At 64.5% G+C, this 24,610-nt stretch carries 21 protein-coding genes and 1 tRNA gene; 11 read left to right on the plus strand and 11 right to left on the minus strand.

What is annotated here, in order from left to right:
* Nucleotides 1-107: 107 nt before the first annotated feature.
* Both KBA48_RS05640 and KBA48_RS05645 read left to right on the plus strand, forming a co-directional pair.
* Nucleotides 108-1,436 (plus strand): class I SAM-dependent RNA methyltransferase, encoded by a 1,329-nt coding sequence (locus KBA48_RS05640; protein WP_292904070.1) that lies wholly within the window; start codon nucleotides 108-110, stop codon nucleotides 1,434-1,436.
* A 139-nt stretch (nucleotides 1,437-1,575) separates the two neighbouring features.
* Nucleotides 1,576-4,932, plus strand: a complete 3,357-nt coding sequence (locus tag KBA48_RS05645) for an SIS domain-containing protein (protein ID WP_292904072.1) — start codon at nucleotides 1,576-1,578, stop codon at nucleotides 4,930-4,932.
* A gap of 3 nt (nucleotides 4,933-4,935) precedes the next feature.
* Here the strand turns inward: KBA48_RS05645 and KBA48_RS05650 are convergent, their stop codons facing one another.
* The 6 genes from KBA48_RS05650 to dapE all read right to left on the minus strand — a co-directional run bounded on the left by KBA48_RS05650 (nucleotide 4,936) and on the right by dapE (nucleotide 11,108).
* Nucleotides 4,936-5,409: a MaoC family dehydratase gene (locus tag KBA48_RS05650; RefSeq protein WP_292904074.1), complete on the minus strand. Its 474-nt coding sequence runs from the start codon at nucleotides 5,407-5,409 to the stop codon at nucleotides 4,936-4,938.
* A gap of 165 nt (nucleotides 5,410-5,574) precedes the next feature.
* On the minus strand, nucleotides 5,575-6,867 hold the full coding sequence (locus KBA48_RS05655) for an adenylosuccinate synthase (protein ID WP_292904076.1): 1,293 nt from the start codon (nucleotides 6,865-6,867) through the stop codon (nucleotides 5,575-5,577).
* Between the two features lie 79 nt (nucleotides 6,868-6,946).
* Nucleotides 6,947-8,110 carry an ATP phosphoribosyltransferase regulatory subunit gene (locus KBA48_RS05660; RefSeq protein WP_292904077.1) on the minus strand — a complete coding sequence of 388 codons (1,164 nt, stop codon included), beginning with the start codon at nucleotides 8,108-8,110 and terminating at the stop codon, nucleotides 6,947-6,949.
* A 135-nt stretch (nucleotides 8,111-8,245) separates the two neighbouring features.
* Complete coding sequence (locus tag KBA48_RS05665) at nucleotides 8,246-9,145, minus strand: hypothetical protein (protein ID WP_292904079.1); 900 nt, start codon at nucleotides 9,143-9,145, stop codon at nucleotides 8,246-8,248.
* A 266-nt stretch (nucleotides 9,146-9,411) separates the two neighbouring features.
* Entirely contained in the window at nucleotides 9,412-9,957 is a 546-nt protein-coding gene (locus KBA48_RS05670; protein ID WP_292904081.1) for a hypothetical protein, read from the minus strand.
* Nucleotides 9,954-11,108, minus strand: a complete 1,155-nt coding sequence (gene dapE / locus KBA48_RS05675) for a succinyl-diaminopimelate desuccinylase (RefSeq protein ID WP_292904083.1) — start codon at nucleotides 11,106-11,108, stop codon at nucleotides 9,954-9,956. Before dapE ends, KBA48_RS05670 begins: the two co-directional genes overlap by 4 nt.
* Before the next feature lie 363 nt (nucleotides 11,109-11,471).
* Between dapE and KBA48_RS05680 the strand changes: the two genes are divergently transcribed.
* Nucleotides 11,472-11,957 (plus strand): Hsp20 family protein, encoded by a 486-nt coding sequence (locus tag KBA48_RS05680; protein ID WP_292904085.1) that lies wholly within the window; start codon nucleotides 11,472-11,474, stop codon nucleotides 11,955-11,957.
* A gap of 140 nt (nucleotides 11,958-12,097) precedes the next feature.
* Nucleotides 12,098-12,316 carry a DUF1150 family protein gene (locus KBA48_RS05685; RefSeq protein ID WP_292904087.1) on the plus strand — a complete coding sequence of 73 codons (219 nt, stop codon included), beginning with the start codon at nucleotides 12,098-12,100 and terminating at the stop codon, nucleotides 12,314-12,316.
* Nucleotides 12,317-12,335: 19 nt separating this feature from the next.
* Here KBA48_RS05685 and rfaE1 read toward each other — a convergent pair whose 3' ends face one another.
* Together rfaE1 and meaB are read right to left on the minus strand one after the other, a co-directional pair.
* A complete protein-coding gene (gene rfaE1, locus KBA48_RS05690) occupies nucleotides 12,336-13,787 on the minus strand; it encodes a D-glycero-beta-D-manno-heptose-7-phosphate kinase (RefSeq protein ID WP_292904089.1) in 1,452 nt (483 codons plus the stop codon).
* A 110-nt stretch (nucleotides 13,788-13,897) separates the two neighbouring features.
* Nucleotides 13,898-14,890, minus strand: coding sequence for a methylmalonyl Co-A mutase-associated GTPase MeaB (gene meaB, locus KBA48_RS05695; protein WP_292904091.1), 993 nt, complete (start codon nucleotides 14,888-14,890; stop codon nucleotides 13,898-13,900).
* Nucleotides 14,891-15,071: 181 nt separating this feature from the next.
* Here meaB and KBA48_RS05700 point away from each other — a divergent pair, with 181 nt between their 5' ends.
* Complete coding sequence (locus tag KBA48_RS05700) at nucleotides 15,072-15,455, plus strand: PilZ domain-containing protein (RefSeq protein ID WP_292904093.1); 384 nt, start codon at nucleotides 15,072-15,074, stop codon at nucleotides 15,453-15,455.
* A 49-nt stretch (nucleotides 15,456-15,504) separates the two neighbouring features.
* Here KBA48_RS05700 and mtgA read toward each other — a convergent pair whose 3' ends face one another.
* A complete protein-coding gene (gene mtgA / locus KBA48_RS05705) occupies nucleotides 15,505-16,170 on the minus strand; it encodes a monofunctional biosynthetic peptidoglycan transglycosylase (protein ID WP_292904095.1) in 666 nt (221 codons plus the stop codon).
* Nucleotides 16,171-16,318: 148 nt separating this feature from the next.
* Between mtgA and KBA48_RS05710 the strand changes: the two genes are divergently transcribed.
* Nucleotides 16,319-16,957: a glutathione S-transferase family protein gene (locus KBA48_RS05710; RefSeq protein WP_292904097.1), complete on the plus strand. Its 639-nt coding sequence runs from the start codon at nucleotides 16,319-16,321 to the stop codon at nucleotides 16,955-16,957.
* Between the two features lie 12 nt (nucleotides 16,958-16,969).
* On the opposite strand, the gene KBA48_RS05715 is transcribed toward KBA48_RS05710, so the two are convergent.
* Both KBA48_RS05715 and KBA48_RS05720 read right to left on the minus strand, forming a co-directional pair.
* On the minus strand, nucleotides 16,970-17,764 hold the full coding sequence (locus KBA48_RS05715; protein WP_292904099.1) for a MerR family transcriptional regulator: 795 nt from the start codon (nucleotides 17,762-17,764) through the stop codon (nucleotides 16,970-16,972).
* A gap of 132 nt (nucleotides 17,765-17,896) precedes the next feature.
* Complete coding sequence (locus tag KBA48_RS05720; protein ID WP_292904101.1) at nucleotides 17,897-19,108, minus strand: SEL1-like repeat protein; 1,212 nt, start codon at nucleotides 19,106-19,108, stop codon at nucleotides 17,897-17,899.
* A gap of 187 nt (nucleotides 19,109-19,295) precedes the next feature.
* Here KBA48_RS05720 and KBA48_RS05725 point away from each other — a divergent pair.
* The 5 genes from KBA48_RS05725 to cysT all read left to right on the plus strand — a co-directional run bounded on the left by KBA48_RS05725 (nucleotide 19,296) and on the right by cysT (nucleotide 24,609).
* A tRNA-Gln gene (locus KBA48_RS05725) sits at nucleotides 19,296-19,370 on the plus strand.
* Nucleotides 19,371-19,655: 285 nt separating this feature from the next.
* The gene (locus KBA48_RS05730; RefSeq protein ID WP_292904103.1) at nucleotides 19,656-20,942 is read left to right on the plus strand and encodes a hypothetical protein; all 1,287 of its coding nucleotides are present in this window, start codon (nucleotides 19,656-19,658) and stop codon (nucleotides 20,940-20,942) included.
* A gap of 186 nt (nucleotides 20,943-21,128) precedes the next feature.
* Nucleotides 21,129-22,115 (plus strand): hypothetical protein, encoded by a 987-nt coding sequence (locus KBA48_RS05735; RefSeq protein ID WP_292904105.1) that lies wholly within the window; start codon nucleotides 21,129-21,131, stop codon nucleotides 22,113-22,115.
* A 436-nt stretch (nucleotides 22,116-22,551) separates the two neighbouring features.
* Complete coding sequence (locus KBA48_RS05740; protein ID WP_292904107.1) at nucleotides 22,552-23,559, plus strand: sulfate ABC transporter substrate-binding protein; 1,008 nt, start codon at nucleotides 22,552-22,554, stop codon at nucleotides 23,557-23,559.
* A 195-nt stretch (nucleotides 23,560-23,754) separates the two neighbouring features.
* Complete coding sequence (gene cysT / locus KBA48_RS05745) at nucleotides 23,755-24,609, plus strand: sulfate ABC transporter permease subunit CysT (RefSeq protein ID WP_292904109.1); 855 nt, start codon at nucleotides 23,755-23,757, stop codon at nucleotides 24,607-24,609.
* Nucleotide 24,610 lies beyond the last annotated feature (1 nt).

Here is a 24,610-nt window from a genome sequence, read left to right on the forward strand (position 1 = left end):
CCTATGCCCTGGGGAGGGTTGATTCAGACCAACAGCGCCCCAGAAGGGCCTTTTATTTCGTTTTCGAAATAAAACCGGCCACTCTATATCATTTCGGAACCGTACACATGCCGCCCCGCAGACAAGCCCCCCGCCGCCCCGCCCAGCGCCCCGCCCCCGAACCGCCCACGCGCGGACCGGTGGAGGTGGTGATCACCCGTGTCGGGGGCCGCGGCGATGGTCTGGCGGAATGGCAGGGAAGCCGGCTTTATGTGCCGCAGACCCTGGTCGGCGACCGGCTGATGGTGAAATTCGGGGCCCATCGCGGCGATGGCTGGGAAGGGGTGCCTGTCTCCCTGCTGGAGGAAGGGCCGGGCCGGGCGGAACCGCCCTGCGCCCATTTTGGCACCTGCGGCGGCTGCGTGGCACAGCATATGGATGAAGCCACCTATGACCGGTGGAAGCTGGAGGCGTTGACCACAGTGCTGTCGCGCTGCGGCCTGCTGGGTGACGATGTCACACTGCATCCCGTGTCGCGCACCCCGCCGGGCAGCCGCCGGCGCGCCGTCATGAACGCCGCCCGGCGCGGCAGCCGTGTCTGGCTGGGCTTCAACGAAGCGCATTCACACCGGCTGGTCGATCTGTCGGACTGTGCGGTGCTGGCCCCGCCGCTGGTGGCGCTGATCACGCCGCTGCGTCAGGCGCTGGCCCCGCTGCTGGCCGACGGACAGTCGATCGACGTGGCCATGACGCTGCTGGATGACGGGGTGGATCTGGTGCTGGAAGGGCTGGCCCGGCCCGACCTGCGCACCCTGGAACATCTGGCGGAATTCGCGGCGGCCCAGGATCTGGCCCGCCTGTCCTGGCGCGGACGCGAAGGCCAGCCGGCCGAGCCCATCGCCCTGCGCCGCACGGGCCTGCTGGGTTTCGGTGCGGTCAGCATCTCCCCGGCCCCCGGAGCCTTCCTGCAGGCCAGCAAACAGGGTGAGCAGGCGCTGGTCGCCGCGACCCTGGCCGGGGTGGGGGCGGCGGAAACCATTGCCGACCTGTTCGCGGGCAGCGGCACCTTCAGCTTCCCGCTGGCCGCCAAGGCCAAGGTGCATGCGGTGGAGGGCGACCCCACCGCCTATGACAGCCTGATGGGCGGGGCCCGACAGATGGCGGGCAAGGTGACGGCGGAACGGCGCGACCTGTTCCGGGATCCCTTGACCCCCTATGACCTGAACCGTTTCCAGGCGGTGGTATTCGACCCGCCGCGCGCCGGTGCGCAGGCGCAGGCGGCGGAGATTGCGGCCTCGACAGTGCCGACGGTCGTCGGCGTGTCCTGCAACCCGGTCAGCTTTGCGCGCGATGCCGAACTGCTGATCCGGGGTGGATACCGGCTGACGGATGTGTGGCCGGTGGATCAGTTCCTGTGGTCGGCCCATATGGAACTGGTGGGGTGGTTCCGGCGGTAAGGGCGGCCATTGGTCCGTTGTCTGCCCGCCGGCCTCTCATCACCGCAATTCCGCCCCTTTCAAAGTTCATGCACTTTGTTTGCACGGGGCGGGGACCTCGGGCTATCAAAGCGCTGTATCTTTACAAAGGAACGCGGACATGTGCGGCATTGCGGGTTTTCTGTCGAACCTGACCTGGCACCGGGATCATGAAGTCTCCTGGATCGCCTTGCTGGCCGATGGTTTGCGCGATGCCGGGATCGGCGATCTGGCCGGCATTGATGCGGTGCTGGACCAGTTGCATGCCCGTTTCGATGATCTGATGGCCTTTGCCACACATCTGGCCCTGGTGGAACGCGCCGACCTGCGCGACCGGCTTTCCCAGGCCGCCAGCCGGATCGAGGGGTTGGAGGCGGAACTGAAGGCCAGCCCCATCGCCCGCGACCCGGCCGCCGAGCGCACGGCCGAGCGCCTGCGTGATTATGGCTGGCAGTTGCGCAACGAGGTTCTGGCCAATATCGACCGCACCCTGTCGCTGATCGGCGGCGTGCCGACGCCGGCCCGTGCCCAGCATTTCGCCGCCTGGTCCATCGAACAGGTCCTGGAGAATCTGGACCGGCTGGAGGTGCGCGGGCGTGACAGTGCCGGCTTTGCGGTGCAACTGCGCCTGCCGGCCCCCGTCTCCGACGGGCAACTGGCCGACTGGCGGCGTCAGGCGGCATCGACCGGGCGCGACGGTTTTGATGCCGACGGAGCCGTCACCTTCCACGCCCTGGCCGATGGCGGGGCCACGGCGCGCTTCACCTACAAGGTGGCGCAGTTGATCGGGCAGCTTGGTGATAATGGCGCCACCTTGCGGGCCAAGGTGCGGGCCGATGGCCTGCTCTGGTCCATCGCGGCCCGCGCCGATCAGGTGGGCATTCTGGCCCATACGCGCTGGGCTTCGCACGGGGCCATCAACCTGCCCAATTGCCACCCGCAATCGGGCTGGCTGGCCGGGGACAATGCCCCGACCCTGGCGCCCGATGCCGACACGATGTGTGTGCTGAACGGCGATATCGACAATTACCGGGGGCTGAAGGACGGTCTGGTACGCACCGCCGGGCACGAGGTGCCGGCCCAGGTGACCACCGATGCCAAGATCATTCCCGTCACCTTCCGTCTGACGCCGGGCGCCGCCACGCAAGACCGGTTCCTGTCGGCGCTCAGGCAGTTCGAAGGGTCGGTTGCCATCGGCCTTCTGCACCCGACGGAGCCGCAGCGGCTTTATTTCGGGCAGAAGGGCAGCGGCCAGTCGCTGTTCCTGGCCGAAGTGCGCGACGGCCTGATCATCGCGTCGGAGAATTACGGTCTGGCCCCGCGCGCCCGTTCCTCCATCGCCATGGCCAAGGTGGAAAAGGGCGGGTTGCAGGTGACCCTGTCCACCCTGGACGGGGACGCTTCCATCACCGCCCGCACCATTGATGACGGCGCGGCGACGGAACTGAAGCCCGAGACGATCGAGATTTTCAGCCGCGACATCTTCCGCGGCGACTTCGCGCATTTCTTCGAAAAGGAAGTGCATGAAAGTGCGGCGTCGGTGCGCAAGACGCTGGTCGGCCGCTATACCCGCCAGGGCCGCGCGGCCAGCTTCGACCTGGGTCCCGACGGCATCTGGTCGGGTCTGCGCCGCCGTCTGGCCGATCCGGCCAGCCCCGCCATCCGCCGCATCTTTGTGACGGGCCAGGGCACGGCCGCCATCGCCGGCATGGGCGTGGCCCATCTGCTGCGTCAGGCGCTGCCCGGCACGGCGATCCATGTGGAGGCGGCGAAGGCGTCGGAACTGTCGTCCGATCTGGACGGTGTGCGCCTGGACGATGCCATCGTCATCGCCATCAGCCAGTCCGGCACCACCACAGACACCAACCGCACCGTCGATCTGGCCCGCGCATCCGGCGCCTGGATCCATGCCATCGTCAACCGCCGCAACAGCCCGCTGGTCCGCAAGTCCGACAGCCACCTGTTCACCAGCGACGGGCGCGACATCGAAATGGCCGTGGCCAGCACCAAGGCCTTCTACAGCCAGGTGGCGGCGGGCAAGCTGACGGCGCTGTGCATCGCCGATGCGCTGGGCACCCTGTCCGCCACGCAGGTGCATGACGAGCTGGTGGCGCTGGAAGGGCTGCCGGCCCGTATTCAGGAAGTGCTGGACGAGGAGGCGGTGATCGCGGCCTGTGCCGAACGCTATGCGCCGCAGAACCGCTATTGGGCGGTGGTGGGCAATGGCCCCAACAAGATCGCGGCGGAGGAAATCCGTATCAAGCTGTCGGAGCTTTGCTACAAGTCGATCCCCGTGGATTTCACGGAGGACAAAAAACATATCGACCTGTCGACCGAGCCGCTGACCCTGGTCATCGCCAATGATCTGCCGCCGCTGCTGGCCCAGGATACGGCCAAGGAAGTGGCCATCTTCAAGGCCCATGCCGGCAAGCCGCTGGTCATCGCCGCGAAGGGCGAAACCTGTTTCGACACCTATGCCGAAGCGGTGATCCGCGTGCCGTCGGCGGGGGCGGGTCTGGATTTTGTGCTGGCCACCGTGGTCGGCCATCTCTGGGGCTTCCATGCGGCGCGCGCCATCGACCGCCGGTCGCAGGGTTTCCGCGCCCTGGGCGTGGCCATCGAACAGGCTTTGGTCGAAAGTGACCGGCCGCTGTCCCCCATCATCGATGCCATCGGCGTGGAACTGCGCCGCATTGCCGATGGTGAACAGGATGCCGCCCTGCCGCCGCGCGCCGTGGCGCAACTGGCTGCCCTGTCGGTGTCCCTGTCCACGGCCGATGCCGACAATCGTGCCGCCCTGCTGTCGGGCGGCGTGGAGCTGCTGCGCAAGCTGTTTGAGGAGACGAGCCGTCCCGTCGACACCATCCGCCACCAGGCCAAGACGGTGACCGTCGGCATTTCCCGCCCGTCGCGGGAGGTGGCGCCGTCCATCCTGTCCACCCTGTCGGCGCTGGGCGTGTCGCACGAATCCCTGGCCGAGGCAGACCGCCAGACCCTGATCGCCTTCTCATCGGTCCTGACCAATGTGACGGGCGGCATCCTTTATACGCTGAAGGGGGAAGGCAAGGACGGTACGCCCGTGCTGGCGGCCGGCGCGCGGGTCGGCGTGTCGGCGGGGCGGGCATCTGGCTATGATACCGGCCGCGCGGCATCGGGCAGCAAGCGCCGGGCCTTGCGCCTGGGCCGGATCATCTTCTCATCGGGCAATCGCGCGGCGGAAAATCTGGTGCTGATCCCGTTCTTCGCGGGCGCCGACTGGCGCGTGGCGGGGCTGGCCATGCTGCATACCGACCTGATGCAACAGGCGTCGTTGCAGCAGAAGACGGCGCTGCTGAAGGAACTGCACCTGTATGAGGATCTGTTCGACGCCTATCACGATGTCGTGCATGGCGAAGATCGCGACTTCGCCGCCTTCGTGGCCGATATCAGCCCGCGCGACCTGCTGTTCCGCGCGGCGGGGGAACTGGTGAAGGGGTGATCGTCACCCCTTCACCATCATGACCAGCCATTCGGCGGCCAGGGCCGGCTTGGCCGCGCCCTCGGTTTCCACCGTCACGGCATAGCGCATCAGGTACTGGCCCGGTCCCTTGGCCTCCACCGCCAGCAGCGACAGGACGCCCCGGATGCGGCCGCCGCTGCGCACCGGCGTGATGAAGCGCAGCTTGTCGAAACCGTAATTGACAATCATCGCCGCCCCGGCCAGCGGCGGCAGCATCTGCATGCCCAGGGCACCCAGCAGCGACAGGGTCAGGAACCCGTGGGCCACGGTCCCGCCGAAGGGGGTGGCGGCGGCGCGGACAGGATCCACATGGATGAACTGGTGATCGCCCGTCAGGTCGGCAAAGCGGTCGATCATACCCTGATCAATCACCAGCCAGTCGGACCGGCCCAGTTCCGCGCCGATCCGCGCCTGATATTCGTCCAGCGTCAGTGCCGGCTGCGTGGGGCGTTCCATGATGCACTCCCTTCCCAGATTTCAAACACTTGTTTCAGGGTATTGTGGGCAGGAAGCGGCATGATGGCAAGGTCCATGCCGATCTGCCGGAAAGCGGGTTTCCGGCAGATCGGGCCAGGGTGGTGCGGATGCCGTTTCCCGGTTTCTGAATGAACCGGGAAACGATCAATCCTCGAACGGGTCCTTCATCAGGATCGTGTCGTCACGCTCGGGGCTGGTGGACAGAAGGGTCACCGGAGCCTCGATCAGTTCTTCGATCCGGCGCACATATTTGATGGCGGCGGCGGGAAGCTGGGCCCAGGAACGTGCGCCCTGGGTGCTTTCGCTCCAGCCTTCGAAGGTTTCATAGATCGGTTCCACCTGCGCCTGGGCCGTCTGGCCGGCGGGCAGATGCTGGATCACCTCGCCATTCAGCTTGTAGCCCGTGCAGACCTTCAGTTCTTCGAACCCGTCCAGCACGTCCAGCTTGGTGAGTGCAATGCCGGTGATGCCGCCGGTCTTGATGGCCTGACGGACCATGACGGCGTCGAACCAGCCGCAGCGGCGCTTGCGCCCCGTGACGGTGCCGAACTCGTGCCCACGCTGGCCGATCTTGTCCCCGATCTCGTCATGCAGTTCGGTGGGGAAGGGGCCGGAGCCGACACGCGTCGTATAGGCCTTGGTGATGCCCAGCACATGGCCGACAGCCCCCGGACCCATGCCCGACCCGGCGGCGGCATTGCCGGCCACGGTATTGGAGGAGGTGACGAACGGGTAGGTGCCGTGATCCACGTCCAGCATGGCGCCCTGCGCGCCTTCGAACAGGATACGCTTGCCCTGGCGGCGGGCCTCGTCCAGGCGCTTCCAGACAACGGCGCTATAGGGCAGCAGCTTCGGCGCCACCTCGCGCAGTTCGGCCAGGACCTCGTCCTTGTTCAGTTCCTCGGCGCCCAGGCCGCGCAGCAGGGCATTGTGGTGGAACAGAAGCTGTTCGACCTTCTGCTCCAGCACCGCCTCATCGGCCAGATCGCAGACGCGGATGGCGCGACGGGCCACCTTGTCCTCATAGGCGGGGCCGATGCCCCGGCCCGTGGTGCCGATCTTGTTGACGCCGCGCGCTTCCTCACGCGCCTTGTCCACCGCGCTGTGCAGCGGCAGGATCAGGGCGCAGTTCTCGGCCACCAGCAGGGTTTCGGGCGTGATCTCCACGCCCTTTTCCTGAATGGCCGCGATCTCCTTCAGCAGCGCCCAGGGATCGACGACGACGCCATTGCCGATCACCGACAGCTTGCCGGGGCGGACCACGCCCGACGGCAGCAGCGACAGCTTATAGACCACGCCGTTGATCACCAGCGTATGGCCGGCATTGTGACCGCCCTGGAAGCGGACCACCACATCGGCCCGGCTGGACAGCCAGTCGACGATCTTGCCCTTGCCTTCGTCGCCCCATTGGGACCCGACGACCGCCACATTGGCCATGATATTCCTCGCTTGCGTGAGACGTCCGGGAGCATGGCCCTGTCGGACCCGCCCCCTTTGTTGGTTTCGGTCAGGATGGTCAGACGGGCGTGGGCCCGTCTGTCGTCAATAGATGTGAACAGGCAAGGCGCCGGGCTTCCGCATGCGCATCGCCGGTCGGTGCCATGGCGGCCACGGTGTGCCAGCCCTGGGCGCGCAAGGCCTGCGCCTCGGCATAATCGGTGCCCAGCGGCAGCAGCACACGCTTGACCGGCATGGGGCCGGGCAGGGCACGCAGTACCGTGTCGGTGTAAAGCGTGAAGCCCGCGGCGGCTTCGCCGACCGGATCGGCCCCACCCGTGCGATAGCGGCCGCCGCGCCCCAGCTCGCCCCGCACACCGCGGGCGAAGATCGTGAAGCTGACGCCTGTCTGATACTCGAATCCACGCATTTCCACGGGATCGATGGTTACCGCCAGGGCGGGGTCGGCCTGGGCGATCAGGCGGACGACATCGGTCAGTTCCTGACGCGCCTTTTGCGCCACGTCCGGCAGGTCGATGGCCGCCAGCCGTTCCACGGCGGCGGGGGCCGGGCCGCTGGCATTCAGGATGGCCAGGAACAGGGGGGCGTTGGCGCCGGCCGCCTCGGCCACGGCCGCCGCGTCGCGATGGTCCAGGGCGGCGCGCAGACGGGCGTAATCCTCGTCCGACAGGGAAAGGGCACGGGAAACAGCGGGCACCAGCGTCGGCACCGTCAGGTCGATGGAAATGCCCTTGGCCCCCACCGATGACAGGGCGGACGCGGCCAGCAGGATGATCTCCGCATCCGCCTCGGCCCGGTCGGGGCCGATCAGTTCCACGCCGACCTGCCCGAACTGCCGCTCCTGCCGCAGGCTGCTGCCCTTCACGCGCAGCACCTGACCGGCATAGGACAGGCGCAGGGGACGCGGCGCCTTGCGCAGGCGGGTGGTGGCGATGCGGGCGACCTGCGGCGTCATGTCGGACCGCACGCCCATCATCCGCTGGGACACGGGGTCCATGATGCGGAAGGTCTGATTGGCCAGCACGGCGGCAGAGCCGGAAAGCAGCCCTTCCTCGAATTCCACCAGCGGCGGTTTCACCCGCTCATAGCCGTGGCGATGGAATTCCTTCAACAGACGGCCTGTCACCTGCGCCTCATGCTCCGCATCCGGGGGCAGCAGGTCACGCAGTCCGGTGGGCAGCAGCGCCTTGGCCGCCAGGGCCTTGGGGGGCGTATCGGTCATGTCTTGAGCTTACCGATGGTGAGTGCCGTCAAGCGAAGGGAGGAACCCCAACACCGGTAACCGGTCTTAGCCCAGGGGCCGGTTTCACGCAAATGCAAACACCCCGCTTGCGTGGGCGGGCAGCCTTGCGCGCGGCTAAGGCTTTTCCGTCGATCCGTTCTGCTTGAGCTGAATCTCGTTCGCCAGCCACAATTCGTAATGGCGGGGTCGGATCGCGGTGTTCGCTTCAAATCGCTCGCTAAGGTCGGCTATCTTCACCACCGGCGCTGTCAGCAGATCGTTGATCATGGTTTTGATCCGGTCTGCATCCCGGCAATCCGCAGCCTTGAAGCAGCGCAGCACGTTGACCTTGAAACCGCTGACGCGCTGTATGCCTGGGACGACAATTCCGGAATTGTCACCCGGCTTCGCCGGATACGCTTCAAGCAGAAGTTCCAGCTTCCTGGCCGCCTCTCGCTGTCTGTCATCGGCGATATGGAAATATACGCGCGGAGGCAGATTGGCGTTCGGGTCGGTCTGCGCGGGGGGTGCCTTTGTATCACCCGTCGCTTTGCCTGGATCGGTAGCCGAAGCAACGGATTGACCAGAAGAGGCACCGCTTGGCGCGCTATCGGCTTCGGGAGGGCCGAGGGGAGCTGACAACACAGAAGTAGGGGTTTGGTTTATCGCCTGAAGGGCCAGAAGTGCTTTTTTTGCGATCTGTTCGTTGGGGGATACCCGTACCGCCTCTTGCAGCAGTTGAATTCTTAGGGGGTCGTCAAGAATATTCACTTTACCATTGCATATTTCTTCAAACTCAAGAGAGCTGTGCATTAGAGAATACATAATGTTTGGGTTCTGAAATGTATTCTTGTTTGAATAGTAATTTATCAATTGCTCTTGAAGGACTTTTCTTTGATCAAAGCAGCTTAATTTGTGGCTGCTTTGATCAACTGTATATGCAATGATTCCCAATACACATGGAATGGCAATTCCTGACAATATACCTAAAGCGGTTTCAAGTTTCTCTTTCTTTGTATGTTCCGGTCCTGACATGGCGCTTCTCCCCGCGAGCAACCAACATCTGAAAAACAGGTTTCAGCCCTTGCTGAAACCTTACCTCCCACACAATTTGGAATATGCCTATATCTACGTTTTGAGTCAATTTACAAAATTACACAACTTTATAGTGACGGATGGTGGCCGGGGCTAAATTTAGTCGATCTGACTGGCACGCATTATCCCGTTACGCATGTTTCAAACAACGGCACCGTTTCAGCGATCCGCTTCACGCTGCTCGGTTTCAGGTCTGCCGAAAACCGCTAGCCCTGCGCAGCCAGAACCAGTTGCAGGGGCAGGGCGTCGGTCGCCAGCAAGGTCAGGATTTCCAGTGCCACCAGACCGGCGGCCACCGCGCCGGGGCAGCCGAGGGCCGTGCGCACGGCGAACCAGCTATAATAGAGGCTCCACAGCACCAGCCCCAGGCCGACGCCGCTCGCCACCGCTTGCGATGCGTTCAAGGCCACGGACAGGGCAACCAGGCCCGCCACGTTGTTGACCACGCTGCACCAGGCATAGGTGGAAAGGAAAAGCGGGAACCGGTCGTCGCGGCCCGTCGCCTCCAGGATACGCGACACGATCAGCAGATAACCCGTCATCTGCATTGCCGACACAACGGCCGCCAACAGCAGGTAGGGCATGGGTTCCACCCCGTCCGGCAGGGTGGCCAGATCGGCCACGGCACTGGCCAGCAGCAGCGGCACAAGCAACAGAAGGTTGCGCCATGCGGCCGCCGGCGACGGGTCGATCAGGGCGATGCCGCGCGCATCCAGCGCGGCCAGCCGCAAGGCCCCAACCAGCGCGCTCATGCTGCGGCCTTGCCGAAAAAATCGGCCAGGACGCGGTCATAGATGGCGGCCAAGGTACGGATGTCGGCTACATCCACATGTTCATCCACCTTGTGCATGGTCTGGCCGACCAGCCCGAATTCCACCACGGGGCAGAAATTCTTGATGAAACGGGCGTCCGACGTGCCGCCGGAGGTGGACAGTTCCGGTTCCCGGCCCGTCACCGCCTTCACCGCCCCCGCCACCGTGGCAACCAGCGCGCCGGGCGGGGTCAGGAATGCCTCCCCCGATACCGCCATCTTCAGATCCCAGGTTCCCCCCACCTCCTCCAGCACATCGCGGATGTGGGCCTCCAGGCTTTTCGGCGTGTGCAGATCGTTGAAGCGGATGTTGAACTTCGCGGTGCCCTTGGCGGGGATGACATTGCTGGCCGGGTTGCCGACATCGATGGTGGTGATGGCCAGCGTGCTGGGCTGGAAATGCGGCGTGCCCTCGTCCAGCGGGCTGTCGGCCAGCATGGACAGGGCCTTGGTCAGGCGCGGCAGGGGATTGTCGGCCAGATGCGGATAGGCGACATGGCCCTGCGCGCCATAGGCGGTCAGCGTGGCCGTCACCGACCCGCGCCGCCCGATCTTCATCATGTCGCCCATGGCGCGCGGATTGGTGGGTTCCCCCACCAGACAGGCATCGATCACTTCGCCATTGGTCCGCATCCAATCCAGCACCTTGCGGGTGCCATTGATGCTCGGCCCTTCCTCATCCCCCGTGATCAACAGGGAGATGGAGCCGTCGGGCGGACCATTCCGGTCAAGGAATGATTTGACGGCGGACGTGAAGGCAGCGATGGCGCCCTTCATGTCCGACGTACCGCGACCGTAAAGCTTGCCGTTAATTATTTCGGCACCGAAAGGATCGGTGGTCCACGATGCCTCGTCCCCCACCGGCACCACATCGGTATGACCGGCGAAGCAGAAATTCGGGCTGCCGGTCCCCAGCCGCGCATAAAGATTGTCGACCGGGTCGGTCCCCGCCTCCTCGAACACCAGCCGCCGGCAGGTGAAACCCATCTCCTCCAGCACCCTTTGCAGCACGCCCAGGGCGCCGGCATCGGCGGGCGTGACGCTGGGGCAGCGGATCAGGTCCTGGGTCAGGGCGACGGGATCGATGGTCATGGCGCGGGGGCTCTGTCCAGATTGGGTGATGGCCTTTTACTAGCAGATGCGCGCCGCCGCCATCCCGGTGATTGACGCGACCCAGGTTCCGCCCCCCGGCATTGCCCGGCATGAGGGGAAAACTCTTGCTGCAAAAATGCCTATTTTTTAATCTTCGGCCAAGGCCGGGCTGGAATCCGGTCGCGACTCCGCCGGCACCCACAGGTTTATCCACAGATTCTGGGGATTGCGGCGGACATGAAGGGGCTTGTCTTGACCAGCGACCCGCAATACCCATTTATGGACGATCAAATGGTGACCATCCGGTGCCTGTAAGGGCCGGTGGGACCGACGGGGACAGTGAAGCCCCGGACTCGCTCGATCATGAGGGGACCAGACGTGACGACCCGCCTGTCGCTGTTCAACAGCCCGTTCCTGCTGGGCTTCGACCAGTTCGAACGCACGCTCGACCGCATCGCCAAGAACGCGAACGAGGGCTATCCGCCTTATAATATCGAACAGACCGGCCCGGACGGGCTGCGCATCACCCTGGCCGTCGCCGGCTTCACCTCGGAGGATTTGGCTGTCCAGATGGAGGACAACCAGTTGGTGATCCGGGGCAAGCAGGCCGACGACAAGAACCGCATCTATCTGCATCGCGGCATCGCCGCCCGGCAGTTCCAGCGCAGCTTTGTCCTGGCCGAAGGGATCGAAGTGGTGGGCTGCAATCTGGACAATGGCCTGCTGCATGTCGATCTGCGCCGCCCGATCCCCGAACCCAAGGTCCGCACCATCAAGATCGGCACAGGCGAGAATGGCACCGGCGAAAGCCCCCGCACCATCGACGTGTCCCCCGACCGTCGTGGATAGGTGGGGGCGCCTGAAAACAGGCACTGTTTGTCACACGCCGTAAACCATATCTCAACGGTTGACCGCCTAAATAGGGATGCGCCAACCCTATTGTTTCCTGCCGGACGCGGGCAGGGAGAAGACGTGGAGTTTCGGGGGACATGAATCCGACCACCCAGTATTTGCGCCGGTTGAGCCCCAAGGATTTCGCCGCCTTCGGCGTCAATGACCTGGCCTATGTCAAGCCCACCGAGACGGAGGGCAAGCCCGCCTATGCCATCCATGCGGCCGACGGCACCATCCTGACGGTGGTGGAACGTCAGGACGTGGCCTTCGCCACGGTGCGCCAGCACGATATGGAGCCGCTGAGCCTGCAATGATGCCGGCCCGGCGCGGCGCCTATTTCATGCGGGCGATGGTGCTGGTCGTGCTCTGCCCCTCGGTCAGTTCGGCCAGCACGACACGGCCGCCCCAGCCCATTACGTCGCTGGCGCCCACCACATTTTCCACATTGTAATCCGCCCCCTTGACCAGGATGTCGGGCCGCAGGGCCTTGATCAGGGCCAGGGGCGTGTCGTCGGTGAACACCACGACCAGATCCACGTCGCCCAGCGCCGACAGGACGGTGGCCCGTGCCGCCTCGGTCTGCACGGGGCGTGTCGGGCCTTTCAGGCGGCGGACGCTGTCATCACTGTTCAGGCCCAGGACCAGCCGGTCGCACTGCGCCCTTGCCTGGGCGATCAGGCTGACATGGCCCGGATGCAGCAGGTCGAAGCAGCCATTGGTGAAGCCGACGCGCAATCCCTGCCGCCGCCAGCGTTCCACCTGTTCCACGGCGCGGTCCAGCGACACACGCTTGGCCCCCGGCCCCGTGGCGATGGCCAGACCGCTGGCATCGCGCAACTCGCCCGGCCGTACCGTGGCCGTGCCCACCTTGGCCACCACGATGCCGGCCGCGATGTTGGCCAGCGTCGCGGCATCCACCAGATCGGCGCCGGCGGCGATGGATGCGGCCAGCACGGCCACCACGGTATCCCCGGCGCCTGACACGTCGAACACTTCGCGCGCCTGGGCCCGCAGATGGGTGACGGGGCCGTCGGCGGGCACCACGCTCATGCCCTGTTCGCTGCGCGTGGCGATCACGGCGCCGATACCGCAGTCGCGGGCCAGCGCACGGGCGGCGGCCACCACCGCGGCATCGTCGCGTACCCCCATGCCCGTGGCGTCGGCCAGTTCGCGGGTATTGGGGGTGATGCACAGGGCGCCACGATAGCGGCGATAATCCCGTCCCTTGGGATCGACCAGCACCCGGACCCCCAAGGCGGAGGCCAGATCGATCAGGGTGGCGGTCACGTCCGCCGTCAACACGCCCTTGCCATAGTCCGACAGGACCAGAATGGCGGCGCCGGGCAACCGTTCGGCCACGGCGGCCAGCAGCCGGGCGGCATCGGCGTCACCCAGGGGGGCGTCGGTTTCACTGTCGGTCCGCAGCAATTGCTGCCCCCCGGCGATGAAACGCGTCTTGGTGGTGGTGGCGCGGCCGGCGACGGGCAGCAGGCCGGAAGTGTCCAGGCCCAGCCCCGCGCCCAGCGCGCAAAGCTCGCGCCCCGCCGCATCATCGCCGATGACGGCCACAAGCTGTGGCATGGCGCCCAGCGCCGCCAGATTGGCCACGACATTGCCGGCGCCGCCCGGCATCGCCGTTTCGCGCTGGACCCGCAGCACGGGAATGGGGGCTTCGGGCGAAACCCTGTCCACCCGGCCATGGGTGAACCGGTCCAGCATGACGTCCCCCACCACCAGGATGCGGGTACCGGCAAGCGCGTCGATCAGGCGGTGAAGGTCGGTCATCGGGCCAGGCATGGACAAGGGACAATGGCGTGAAAGGACAGGATAACCCGCCCACGGCCCCCGCCGCCAGCGTCAGGCATCATGACCCCGGTATCGGCCGGGAAAGCGGTTCAGCGCTCCGTCCGCCGGAACAGGGTCAGCAGCCGCCGTGCCGCCGCCCCCGGCGTGACGCTGCCCGCCGCCGCCGCCTGTTCCAGGCCTGACAGTTCGGCCCGCACGGCCGGGTCCCTCTGAAAGGCGGCGATCAGGGTTTCCCGGATCTCGTTCCACATCCAGGCGCGTGCCTGATCGGCCCGGCGGCGGTCGATGGAACCATCATCGCCCAGAACGCGCTGATATTCGCCGATCCGGTCCCAGATACCGTCGATGCCGACCTTGTTCAGCGCCGAACAGGACAGGACCGGCACCCGCCAATTGCTGTTGGCGGGGCGCAGCAGGGCCAGGGCATGGCGATATTCCGCCTCCGCATGGCGGGCGGCATTGGCCAGGTCGCCATCGGCCTTGTTGACGACGATCATGTCGGCCAGTTCCACAATGCCCTTCTTGATGCCCTGCAGCTCATCCCCCCCGGCGGGCGGCAGCAGCAGCAGGAACAGGTCGACCATGTCGGCCACGGCCGTTTCCGACTGGCCCACGCCCACGGTCTCCACGATCACCACGTCGAAACCCGCGGCCTCGACCAGCAGCATGGCCTCCCGCGTGCGGCGGGCCACACCGCCGAGCGTGCTGCCGGCGGGGGAGGGGCGGATGAAGGCGCGGGTGTCCCGCGACAGCAATTCCATGCGGGTCTTGTCGCCCAGGATGGACCCGCCGGTCCGCTGGCTGGTCGGGTCGATGGCCAGCACCGCCACCTTGTGCCCGCGATCGATCACATGCAGGCCGAATGCCTCGATGAAGGTGGATTTGCCCACGCCCGGCACGCCGGAAATGCCCACCCGCACCCCCTGTCCGCTGTACGGCAGCAGGCTGGCCAGCAGAAGCTCCGCCTGTTCACGGTGATCGGCGCGTGTGCTTTCCACCAATGTGATGGCCTGTGCCAGCGCACGGCGGTCGCCGCCGCGCACGCGGTCGGCCAGATCGGCGATGGGCAGGGCGTCGGGCATGGGGCATCTCCGCTCGGCAGGGTGGGGCGGTAATGTGTGACAGCGGGGCGGCCTAGTCAAATCGCCAGGGTGAGGGTGCGACACCTACGCCTTTGGTGTGTGGCCTTCGGCAGCACTATCCAGGCGCTGGGAATCCATGCGATTCTGACGTTGTCCACCGTTCTGTCCACAGGCTTGTCCCATGACTGCCACCGTCCAGACCCATGCCGGTCCGACCCGCCCCGTGGCGGCGATGCCGCCGCTGCGCCGATGGCTGACCCGCCTGTTCCGCCGCCGGCCCCAGACCTTTCCACCCTTGGCGGGGGTATCGGCCCTGGTGAATGAACAGGCGCTTGCGGTGACAGAGGTGAATGGGTCCGGCATGTGCGTCGTGGGCTATCGCGGCCTGCTGAACCCGCAGGACCGGTTCAGCTTTGTCCTGTCGCTGGATGGGATCGACATTGCCGGTGACGCGGTGGTCGCCTGGCGCCGCCATGGCGGCCTGGGTGTCGCCTTCTACGACCTGTCCCTGGCGGAGCGTGACCGGCTGGGCCAATGGCTTTGCGCGCGGGGCGAGGCGGTTTGATATCAATCGCCCGGAGTTTGAGCTTATGGGCGGCAGACGGGCATGATGCCTATCTGACACAGGCATCCAGGGCGTCGCGGCGCACGATCTCCATCCGCTGCTGCAACACGCCGCCGCGCGACGCGACATAGCGGCCGGGCGGGTTGGCCTTCCATTTCTGCGGGTTGGGCAGGATGGCAGCCAGCAGGGCGGCTTCGCGGGCGGACAGATCGCCAGCCCCCTTGCCGAACCAGGCCCGTGCCGCCGCTTCCGCCCCATAGGCGCCGGGGGCCCATTCGACAATGTTGAGATAGACTTCCAGGATGCGCTGCTTGGACCAGAAACTTTCCACCAGCAGGGTGAACCAGAGTTCCACGCCCTTGCGCAGCCAGGACCGGTCGGGCCAGAGGAACGCGTTCTTGGCCACCTGCTGGCTGATCGTGCTGCCGCCGCGCAGGCGCTTGCCGGTCTGGTTGCGCTCCATGGCCTTTTCCACGGCGTCCAGGTCCACGCCCATATGGTCGCAGAAGCGGCTGTCCTCCGCCGCGATGACGGCCCGCACCAGATGGGGGCTGATCTCCGCCATGGGCCGCCATTCATGACGCCAGCCATTGCCCTCCACCGCGCGGATGGCCATCAGCGGGGTGGCCGGCACCGGCAGCACGGCATAGGCCAGCACCCACAGGATGGAAAAGCCGAACAGGCCGGCCACGGTCAGCGCCGCGATCCGCACCATCCGCCTTGTATTCCATCGCCTGCCGTCCGCCATGCCGTCCGCGTCCCGCCCGTTTGTCCGAAACGGTCCGCATCTTGTCGCGGACAGGGGCGATGAAGCACCGTAGAAGGGCATGCCCCCGGCACATTCAATGAAGGACCCACCGGCGATGTACAAGCTTTATGGGAATTCGGGCATGGCCAATCTGGCGCCGCACATGGCCCTGGAAACCATCGGCGTCCCCTATGAGATGATCCTGGTCGACACGCAGGCCAAACAGCACCAGATGCCGGCATATCTGCGCCTCAACCCCACGGGCCGGGTGCCGACGCTGGTGGATGGCGACCAGCCGGTCTTCGAAACGGCGGCCATCCTGCTGCATCTGGCCGACCGGCATCCGGCGGCGGGTCTGATGCCGCCCCTGGGCAGCCTGGAGCGGGCGCTGGCCTATCAGTGGCTGATCCACCTGACCAACTCCGTCCAGGTCGCCTATCTGGCCTATTATTATCCGGAGCGGCAGGTGGCGGACCCGGCCTTCGCCGACAGTGTCAAACAGGCCGCCGAATCACGGCTGAACGAATTGTTCGACGTGATCGAGACGGCGCTGGAAGGGCGGGAATGGTTGACGGGCGACCGGCCGGGCATCGTTGATTTCATGCTGATGATGCTGGTCCGCTGGGGGCGGAACTTTGCCGCCCGCCCGCCCCGGACCCTGCCTAACCTGGGCGCCCACGCGGCCCGCACGGCATCCTTGCCGGCTGTCATCCGGGCATTCGAACAGGAGGGGCTGGCCCGGCCCTGGTACTGATGGGGACCAGCCTCACCCCTTTCGCGGTGGGATCAGTCCCGTGGCGCGGGCGGCGTTGGCCGCCTGCACAGCGAATCCATAGACCGCCGCACTGAACGGGGCCTGGACCTGCGGTGTCTGCCACTGGTCCATTTCCTGATACATGCGGCTGGCCTTGTTCCAGACCTCGACCCCCACCTTCTCCACCAGTGGCTTTTGCAGCTCGTACCAGCGCACGGCCAGCCGCTGGGCGTGTTCGTCCTCCGGCGCTACCTTGCAGGCGATGGCCGCCTCGATCTCCGCCACCAGATCGGCCCATTGCCGGGCATAGTCGGCCTCCCCTTCCGGGCTAAAGGCGGCCTTGGCCTGCCGCCATTTTTCCTGTTCCTCCGGCGTATAGTACCGGTCCAGCACCGGCTTCCAATTTTCTTCACTCATGCTCTGTTCTCCCATCTTGATCAGGTCGCACAGGGCATCGACGGAAAGGCATTCCCCATCGGAAAGCCGGCGGCGGGCCGCGCGTAACAGGCCCAGGCTTTGGGTCAGATTGCGTTCGGTCTGTTCCAGCGCCTCGATCTGCGCATCGATCAGCCGGGCCGGCTCAAAGGGCTGCCGGTCCAGCAACCGGCCGATCTGGCCCAACGTGCAGCCGGCCTTTTTCAGCAGCAATATCTGCTGCAGCCGCGCGACATCGCGCGTCTGATAGGCTCGCCGCCCGGCCTGGGTGCGCAGCGGTTTGATCAGGCCCTCGGCCTCGTACAGCCGCAATGCCCGTACCGAAATGCCGGACCGTTCCGCCAGTTCGCCAATGGATAATGCCTTGTCCATCTTCATGCTCCTTGCCCGCCCCTTGTCGGACCTGACGCAGCGTCAGGAGCAAGCGGGAAAATGCAGGTGGTGGCGGAAAAGAAAAAAGCCCGCCGCTGGCTTTCCAGGGGCGGGCTTTTCGACCATGTTCCTTCACCCCTGCCGCAGACGGTGCAGCAGGGCCTGGGTGGGCTTGCCATCCGTGGGCAGGCCGACCGATTTCTGATAGGCCCGGATGGCGGCGACGGTACGCTTGCCCAGAAAACCGTCGGCCTTGCCCTTTTGGAAGCCCAGCTTGACCAGACGTGTCTGGATCTCCCGCACGCCGGCCTGATCCACGGGGATGGGGCGGTCGCCGGCGGCCGCACCGCTGATCGTCACGGTGCGCTTGGGCGGAGCAGGGCTGTCATCCTCGGCCCCGTCCTCCTCATCCCGGCCGGCCAGATTGCCGGATGTGGTGGAACGGCGGATGCTGGCGCTGCCCGGCGGGCCGCCCAGCATGCCGGCCGGCGGCCCGGCCGCCACCTGCACGTTGCGCCCGCCGGCATCCAGCCGCCGCAGCGCCTGACCGGCGCCGCTGTCGCCCGCTTCCTGCGCCTGCCGGTACCAGGCCCGTGCGGCTTCCAGATCGGCGGCGCCATCCACCCCCTGCTCATACAGCGTGCCCAGCATATAGAGCGCGCGCGCCACGCCGGCATCGGCGGCCTGCTGGAACCAGCGTGCCGCCTCGCTGGTGTCGCGCTCCACCCCATATCCTTCGGTGTAGAGCAGGCCCAGGTCGAACGCGGCTTCGGCGTGGCCCATCTCTGCTGCCTTCCGGTACCAGCCGGCCGCCTGTTCCATGTCGTCGGGAATGCCCAGGTCGCCGCGGAACAGTTCGGCCAGGGTCCAGGCGGCGTCGGCATCACCCTTGGCCGCCGCCTGCCCGTACCAGTACAGCGCGCGGCGCATGTCCAGGGCGCTGGTCGGCGTCTGGGAGGTCAGGGCATCGGCCAGTCCCACCTGCGATTCGACATCGCCGTCGCGGGCCTTGGCCTCCATCGCCTTCAATTCGGGATCGGCAGTGGCCGGCAGCGCCGGGGCCACCTGGGTGCCCGCCGCCAGGGCTGCCGCCCCGCCGCCCGCCGCCGCGGCCGCTCCGGCAGCGGCCACCGTCCTGCGCTTCGGCTTGGCGGGTGCGGTCGCCTTTGCCGGCTTGTTCGCCACCGGCTTCTTCACGGTGGGTTTGACCGGTTTCTGCACGGTCGGCTTTTTCGGCTCCGTCACCTGTGCCGATGAGGACGGGGCCGTCCCGGCCAGCAGCAGCGGCAGCAAAAGGGAACAGGCGATTCGGCGTAGCGTGGTGGCGGGGATTTTCAGCGGCATTCTAGACGATTCCGGCGGTGACCGGTCTTTCCGACACAAGGGATAGGGGCTGAAACGCACCTTAGCATGACCGCTTGTGTGCGCCACATCCAAGCCGCCGCAGGGGGCAGTGTTAAAAGCACGCGACCCTATTGCACCCGGCATTCAAACTGACTATGGTGCCGCCCGCCCGTGATCGGGCCAGTGTTGGGGCGTCGCCAAGCGGTAAGGCAGCGGTTTTTGGTACCGCCATTCCCAGGTTCGAATCCTGGCGCCCCAGCCATCCTCCCGTTTTTGCCCACAAATCATGTTGCCGCCCGGCCTGTCGCCGGTGGTCATGCCATGCGCCCGCCTCTATGCGACTGGTCATCTTGCGATCCAAGGCAAACCGTTGGAAAATCACGGTAGGAGCAATAGATAAAATTTTGTATACTTGCCTGATGGTGGATAGTCGAACCTATGTCTTTAGGGTATAAACCCCAAAGGAAGACAAAGGCGGGCCCGACCATCAGTGGAATCGGGGAACCGCCGGCAACGGCATCCAGCGGAAGGGCGCAAGGGCAGCTTCATGAATCGCCAACCGAATGCACCGAAACGCGATTGGGTCCGGGTTAAACCCGGCGAGCGTTCGTCTGCCAATTCGATGAATGAAAAGCCCGAATATGACGACCAGAAACTGCTGACGCTGCTGCAAAGCGCCAAGCGCGAGGTCCAGGGCCTGCGCCTGATTCATCTCCACATGTCACTGCTGAAGGACAAGAGCCAGCTTGATCTCATCTCCATCAAGCGGGCCATGCAGGAGACGGCTGACCAGTCGGCCTATTTGCAGTTGTTCTCCCTGTCCAACGACGACGTGATCGTCCTTTACAAGGGCATCAAGTTTTCGCTGATCTCCGACGTCTGTTCCAAGATCGAAAAGCTGATGCTGTCGCGCACCTCCATGGTGAAGCGCAATCCCTATGGGGAAGACAGCCTCTATTCGATCATGGAACTGTCGCTGAACTTCGTGAACGTCATCCGGTTCATCGAAGGTCTGGCGCGGGAAAACGGACCCGACGCCGCCAAGGCGGAGACGAAGCCGCCCATCACCCTTGAAGAACTGGGCAAGATCGAACGCGCCGTGCAGATGTTCGACCTGTCGCCCTTCATGTTGAACCAGCCGGTGGTCGACATCACCAACGGCGAACAGAACCAGTTCGAGTATTTCGAGCTTTATATCGCCATCAAGGCGCTGGAAGAACGGCTGTCGCCTAATTACGACATCACCGCCAATAAATGGCTGTTCAGCTATTTTACGGCGAACCTGGATAATTCCGTGCTGAAGGCGCTGAATTACGGTGTCGATTTCCTGCGCGGCCGCCGCATCGGCCTTAACCTGAACCTGTCGACCATCATGTCGGCACCGTTCGTGAAGTTCGATGAACGGTTGACGGCCGATCTGCGCGGCAATGTGATCCTGGAGATCAACAAGGCCGATCTGGTGGAGAATATCGACACCTACAAGGAAGTGGTCGATTTCGCCTCCTCCAAGGGCTACCAGATCTGTATCGACGGGCTGAACGATTTCTGGGTCACCCATATGGACCTGGAATATATGGCCTGCGACTATGCCAAGATATTCTGGACCGACGAAATGGACATGATGTCGGAACATGAATATGAGGTGTTCGCGGAGAAGATCCGGGGGCAGAGCAATTGCCGTTTCATCCTGGCCCGCTGCGGGTCGGTATCGGGTCTGATGTTTGCGGAAAAGGCCGGTATTCAACTGGTCCAGGGCCGTATCGTCGACAATATCCTGCGCAAGGGCGTGCTGCTGCGGGACGCCATCAAGAGCGCCAAGATGATGAATGACTGACCCCGCGCCGGTAAGGTTACAAAGGTCTGCCCATTTCCGATAAGGCACAGCCCGGAAATTGACATAAGGGTTCGTCAACCCACCCTTTGGATGATATGCTTCCAGTCGAAAAAAGCCACGGGGCAGCTATACTGTCCGACGTAATGTTCGCGGACGATGGGGACCGGGTTCGCCCGGATGGTTTCAGTGTCTGAAAAAAACCCGACAGATGCCCAGGGCAAGGACCAGGGTGAGCAGAAAGGGGACGCCAGTACCCATTTCATGTTCACCAGCAAGGTCTTCCAGTTGCCGGGCGGCTATTTTTCCCTCTCCAAGGACAATAACGACCCCGTCCTCAATGTTCATTTGGGCGATGTCTGGGGCAAGATCCCGTTTCGCACGTTGCGCGAAAGTTTTCAGATTGAAGACAAGAGCGACGACGCCCGTCTGCTGAGCATCGTTGAAAAGGGCCTGAAATACGTCAAGGAGATCCGGCCCGGCGACAGCATCCCGCGCGAGCTGCTGGATGGATCGGCCTCCTGGCGGGTCGATGAACGGCATCTGACCATCGCGCGCGGACGGCTGACCCTGCAACTGGTCTCCTGGATCACGGGCCGGGAATCGATGATCACCGACCGGTTCCAGTTGGAACAGATCGTCGAGGATCCGCAGACCAAGCAGAAGGCGCAGGAAGCCTTCTCCAAACTGGCCAAGCAGTTCGGCCTTCCGGAGGAGCGTAAGCAGGAGATGGTCGACAAGGTCGATTATCTGGCCCGCGAACTTTCCTATATCGAGGCGCTGCGGGATCGTTATGCCCAGGTGCAGAAGATCATGTCCCGGCTGGTGCAGGCCAAGCGTACATTCAAGGGTGACGGACAGATCGTTGCCGATGTTGCCCGCATGCAGGCGCTGGCCAAAACGCCCATCGCCAATTTCGACGATATTTTCGATCAGGTCGATGCGCAGACATCGGAGGTGATGGCCATGCTGCGCACCTTCGATGCCCAGGTTTCCTTTATCCGCCGCATGCGTGACGAGTTGCACACATCGTTGATGGTCTGGGACGAGATGATCGAGATGTGGGACGGCAACGATATCGACAAGGAACCGGAGACCGAGTCCCGGTTGAAGCGCACCTATCAGTTCCTGGCCAAGAACTTCCTGATCAGCAAGGTCTGGCAGCGCGGTGGTTGAGGGGACGGGGGGCGGTCTTGCCGGCCCCTTTATTTTCCGCTAAAATTCGTGTGAATTGAACGCCAGGGGCCGGCAACGGCGGCGCCCTAACCCTTTTGTTTTGGTGCACACGGTCGCGCCAGGGGGACAAGCGATGCGGCCCCCTTCATTGATCGCTTCACAAAAAGCAGCATAATAATTTGAAATATATGGATATTTGCCGATTTCACAATATTTTCCAGGAAAATCATGCTGTTGTCTGATAAACAACACACATTCAGCGTTAAAAATTCGTATTGACAGTCCTTTTGGGTGAGTACAAAGTCCATATCGCCGATAGGAATTACCCGATCGGCCGCGGCAATTTGATCGCGCAGCTTGCGCCGCGTCACCAAACGCTAAAGCGCCACGAACCAGCTTCGTGGCAGCCGCCTGCTAGGGATAAGGAGTTTCCACGATGAAATGGTTCAAGCGTGTCGCCATCACCACCGCCGCTCTGGCCACCCTGGCGGTCTCGCCTGTGTGGGGCAGCGGGCAGATCCTGAACGTGTCCTATGACCCGACGCGTGAACTCTACAAGGAGTTCAACGCCGCCTTTGCCAAACATTGGAAGGCCACGACGGGTGAGGAGATCGAGATCAAGGCCTCGCACGGGGGCTCCGGCAAGCAGGCGCGCTCCGTCATCGACGGTCTGGACGCCGATGTCGTAACCCTGGCGCTGGCGTCGGACATCGATGCCATTGCGGAGAACACCGACCTCCTGTCCAAGGAATGGCAGGCCAAGCTGCCCTATAATTCGACGCCCTATACCAGCACGATCGTCTTCCTGGTCCGCAAGGGCAATCCCAAGGGCATCAAGGACTGGGATGATCTGGTGAAGCCGGGCATCCAGGTGATCACCCCGAACCCCAAGACTTCGGGCGGTGCCCGCTGGAACTATCTGGCGGCCTGGGGCTATGCCGCCGACAAGAATGGTGGCAGCGAGGCGGCGGCCAAGGATTTCGTGGCCAAGCTGTTCAAGAATGTGCCGGTGCTGGATACCGGTGCCCGTGGCTCCACCACCACCTTCGTGCAGCGCGGTATCGGTGACGTGCTGCTGGCCTGGGAGAACGAGGCGTTCCTGGCCATCAATGAACTGGGTGCGGACAAGCTGGAGATCGTGGTTCCGTCCGTCTCCATCCTGGCGGAGCCGCCGGTGGCCGTGCTGGACAAGAATGTCGACCGCAAGGGCACCCGCAAGGTGGCAGAAGCCTACCTGACCTATCTCTACACGCCCGAAGGCCAGGAGATCGCGGCCAGGAACTATTACCGTCCGCGTCTGCCGCAACTGGCCCAGAAATATGCCGACCGTTTCCCCAACATCAAGCTGTTCGACATCTCGAAGTTCGGCGGCTGGAGCGTGGCACAGAAGGCCCATTTCGCCGATGGCGGCGTCTTCGACGAGATTTACAAGCCCGGTCAGTGATACTTGCATGAACAACCACGGCCCTTGGTGGCGGTGGGGAAGTGAATTACCCTGACCCCCAGACGCACCCCGCCGGACCCCAATGGGACCGGCGGGGCATGCGTGTCGAAAGGGGGCGGATATGGACAGGAACTTTGCCTTGCCTTCGTTTCCATCCCCGCTTCGCCGCGTGGATGCCGCCCCCGGGGGCGCATCATGACGGCTTCATCCGGCTTCTCCCTGTTCCGGCGGCGCAACCGCTCCATCATTCCGGGTTTCGGCCTGACGCTGGGCATCACGCTGACCCATCTGACGCTGATTGTGCTGATCCCGCTGGCGGCCCTGATGCTCCGCCCGTGGGATATCGGCCTGTCGGGCTTCATCAATCAGGTGACCGAGCCGCGTGTGTTGGCGGCATTGCGCCTGTCCTTCGGCGCGGCCTTTGCGGCGGCCGCCATCAATGCGGTCTTCGGGCTGGCCGTGGCCTGGGTGCTGGTGCGCTATGATTTTCCGGGCCGGCGGGTGGTGGACGCCATTGTCGATCTGCCCTTCGCCCTGCCCACGGCCGTGGCCGGCATCGCGTTGACCTCGCTTTACGCCCCCAATGGCTGGGTGGGGCAGTATCTGGACCCGCTGGGCATCAAGGTCGCCTACACGCCGTTGGGCGTGGTGGTGGCGCTGACCTTCATCGGCCTGCCCTTTGTGGTCCGCACGGTACAGCCCGTGCTGGAGGAACTGGATACGGAGCTGGAGGAGGCGGCGGCCTGCCTGGGGGCATCGCGTTTCGAAACCTTTGTCCGGGTCATCTTCCCCGTGATCTTCCCGGCCTTGCTGACCGGGTTCGCCCTGGCCCTGGCGCGCGCCGTCGGTGAATATGGGTCGGTGATCTTCATCGCCGGCAACATGCCGATGGTATCGGAAATTGCGCCGCTGCTGATCGTGATCAAGTTGGAACAGTTCAATTATGCCGGTGCCGCCTCGGTCGGCATCGCCATGCTGATCCTGTCCTTCGCCATGCTGCTGGTGATCAATCTGTTGCAGCGCTGGTCGCGCCGCTGGGCGGGGGTGTGAG

Origin of the sequence: Niveispirillum sp., assembly GCF_017996735.1 — a bacterium.
GTDB lineage: Bacteria > Pseudomonadota > Alphaproteobacteria > Azospirillales > Azospirillaceae > Niveispirillum.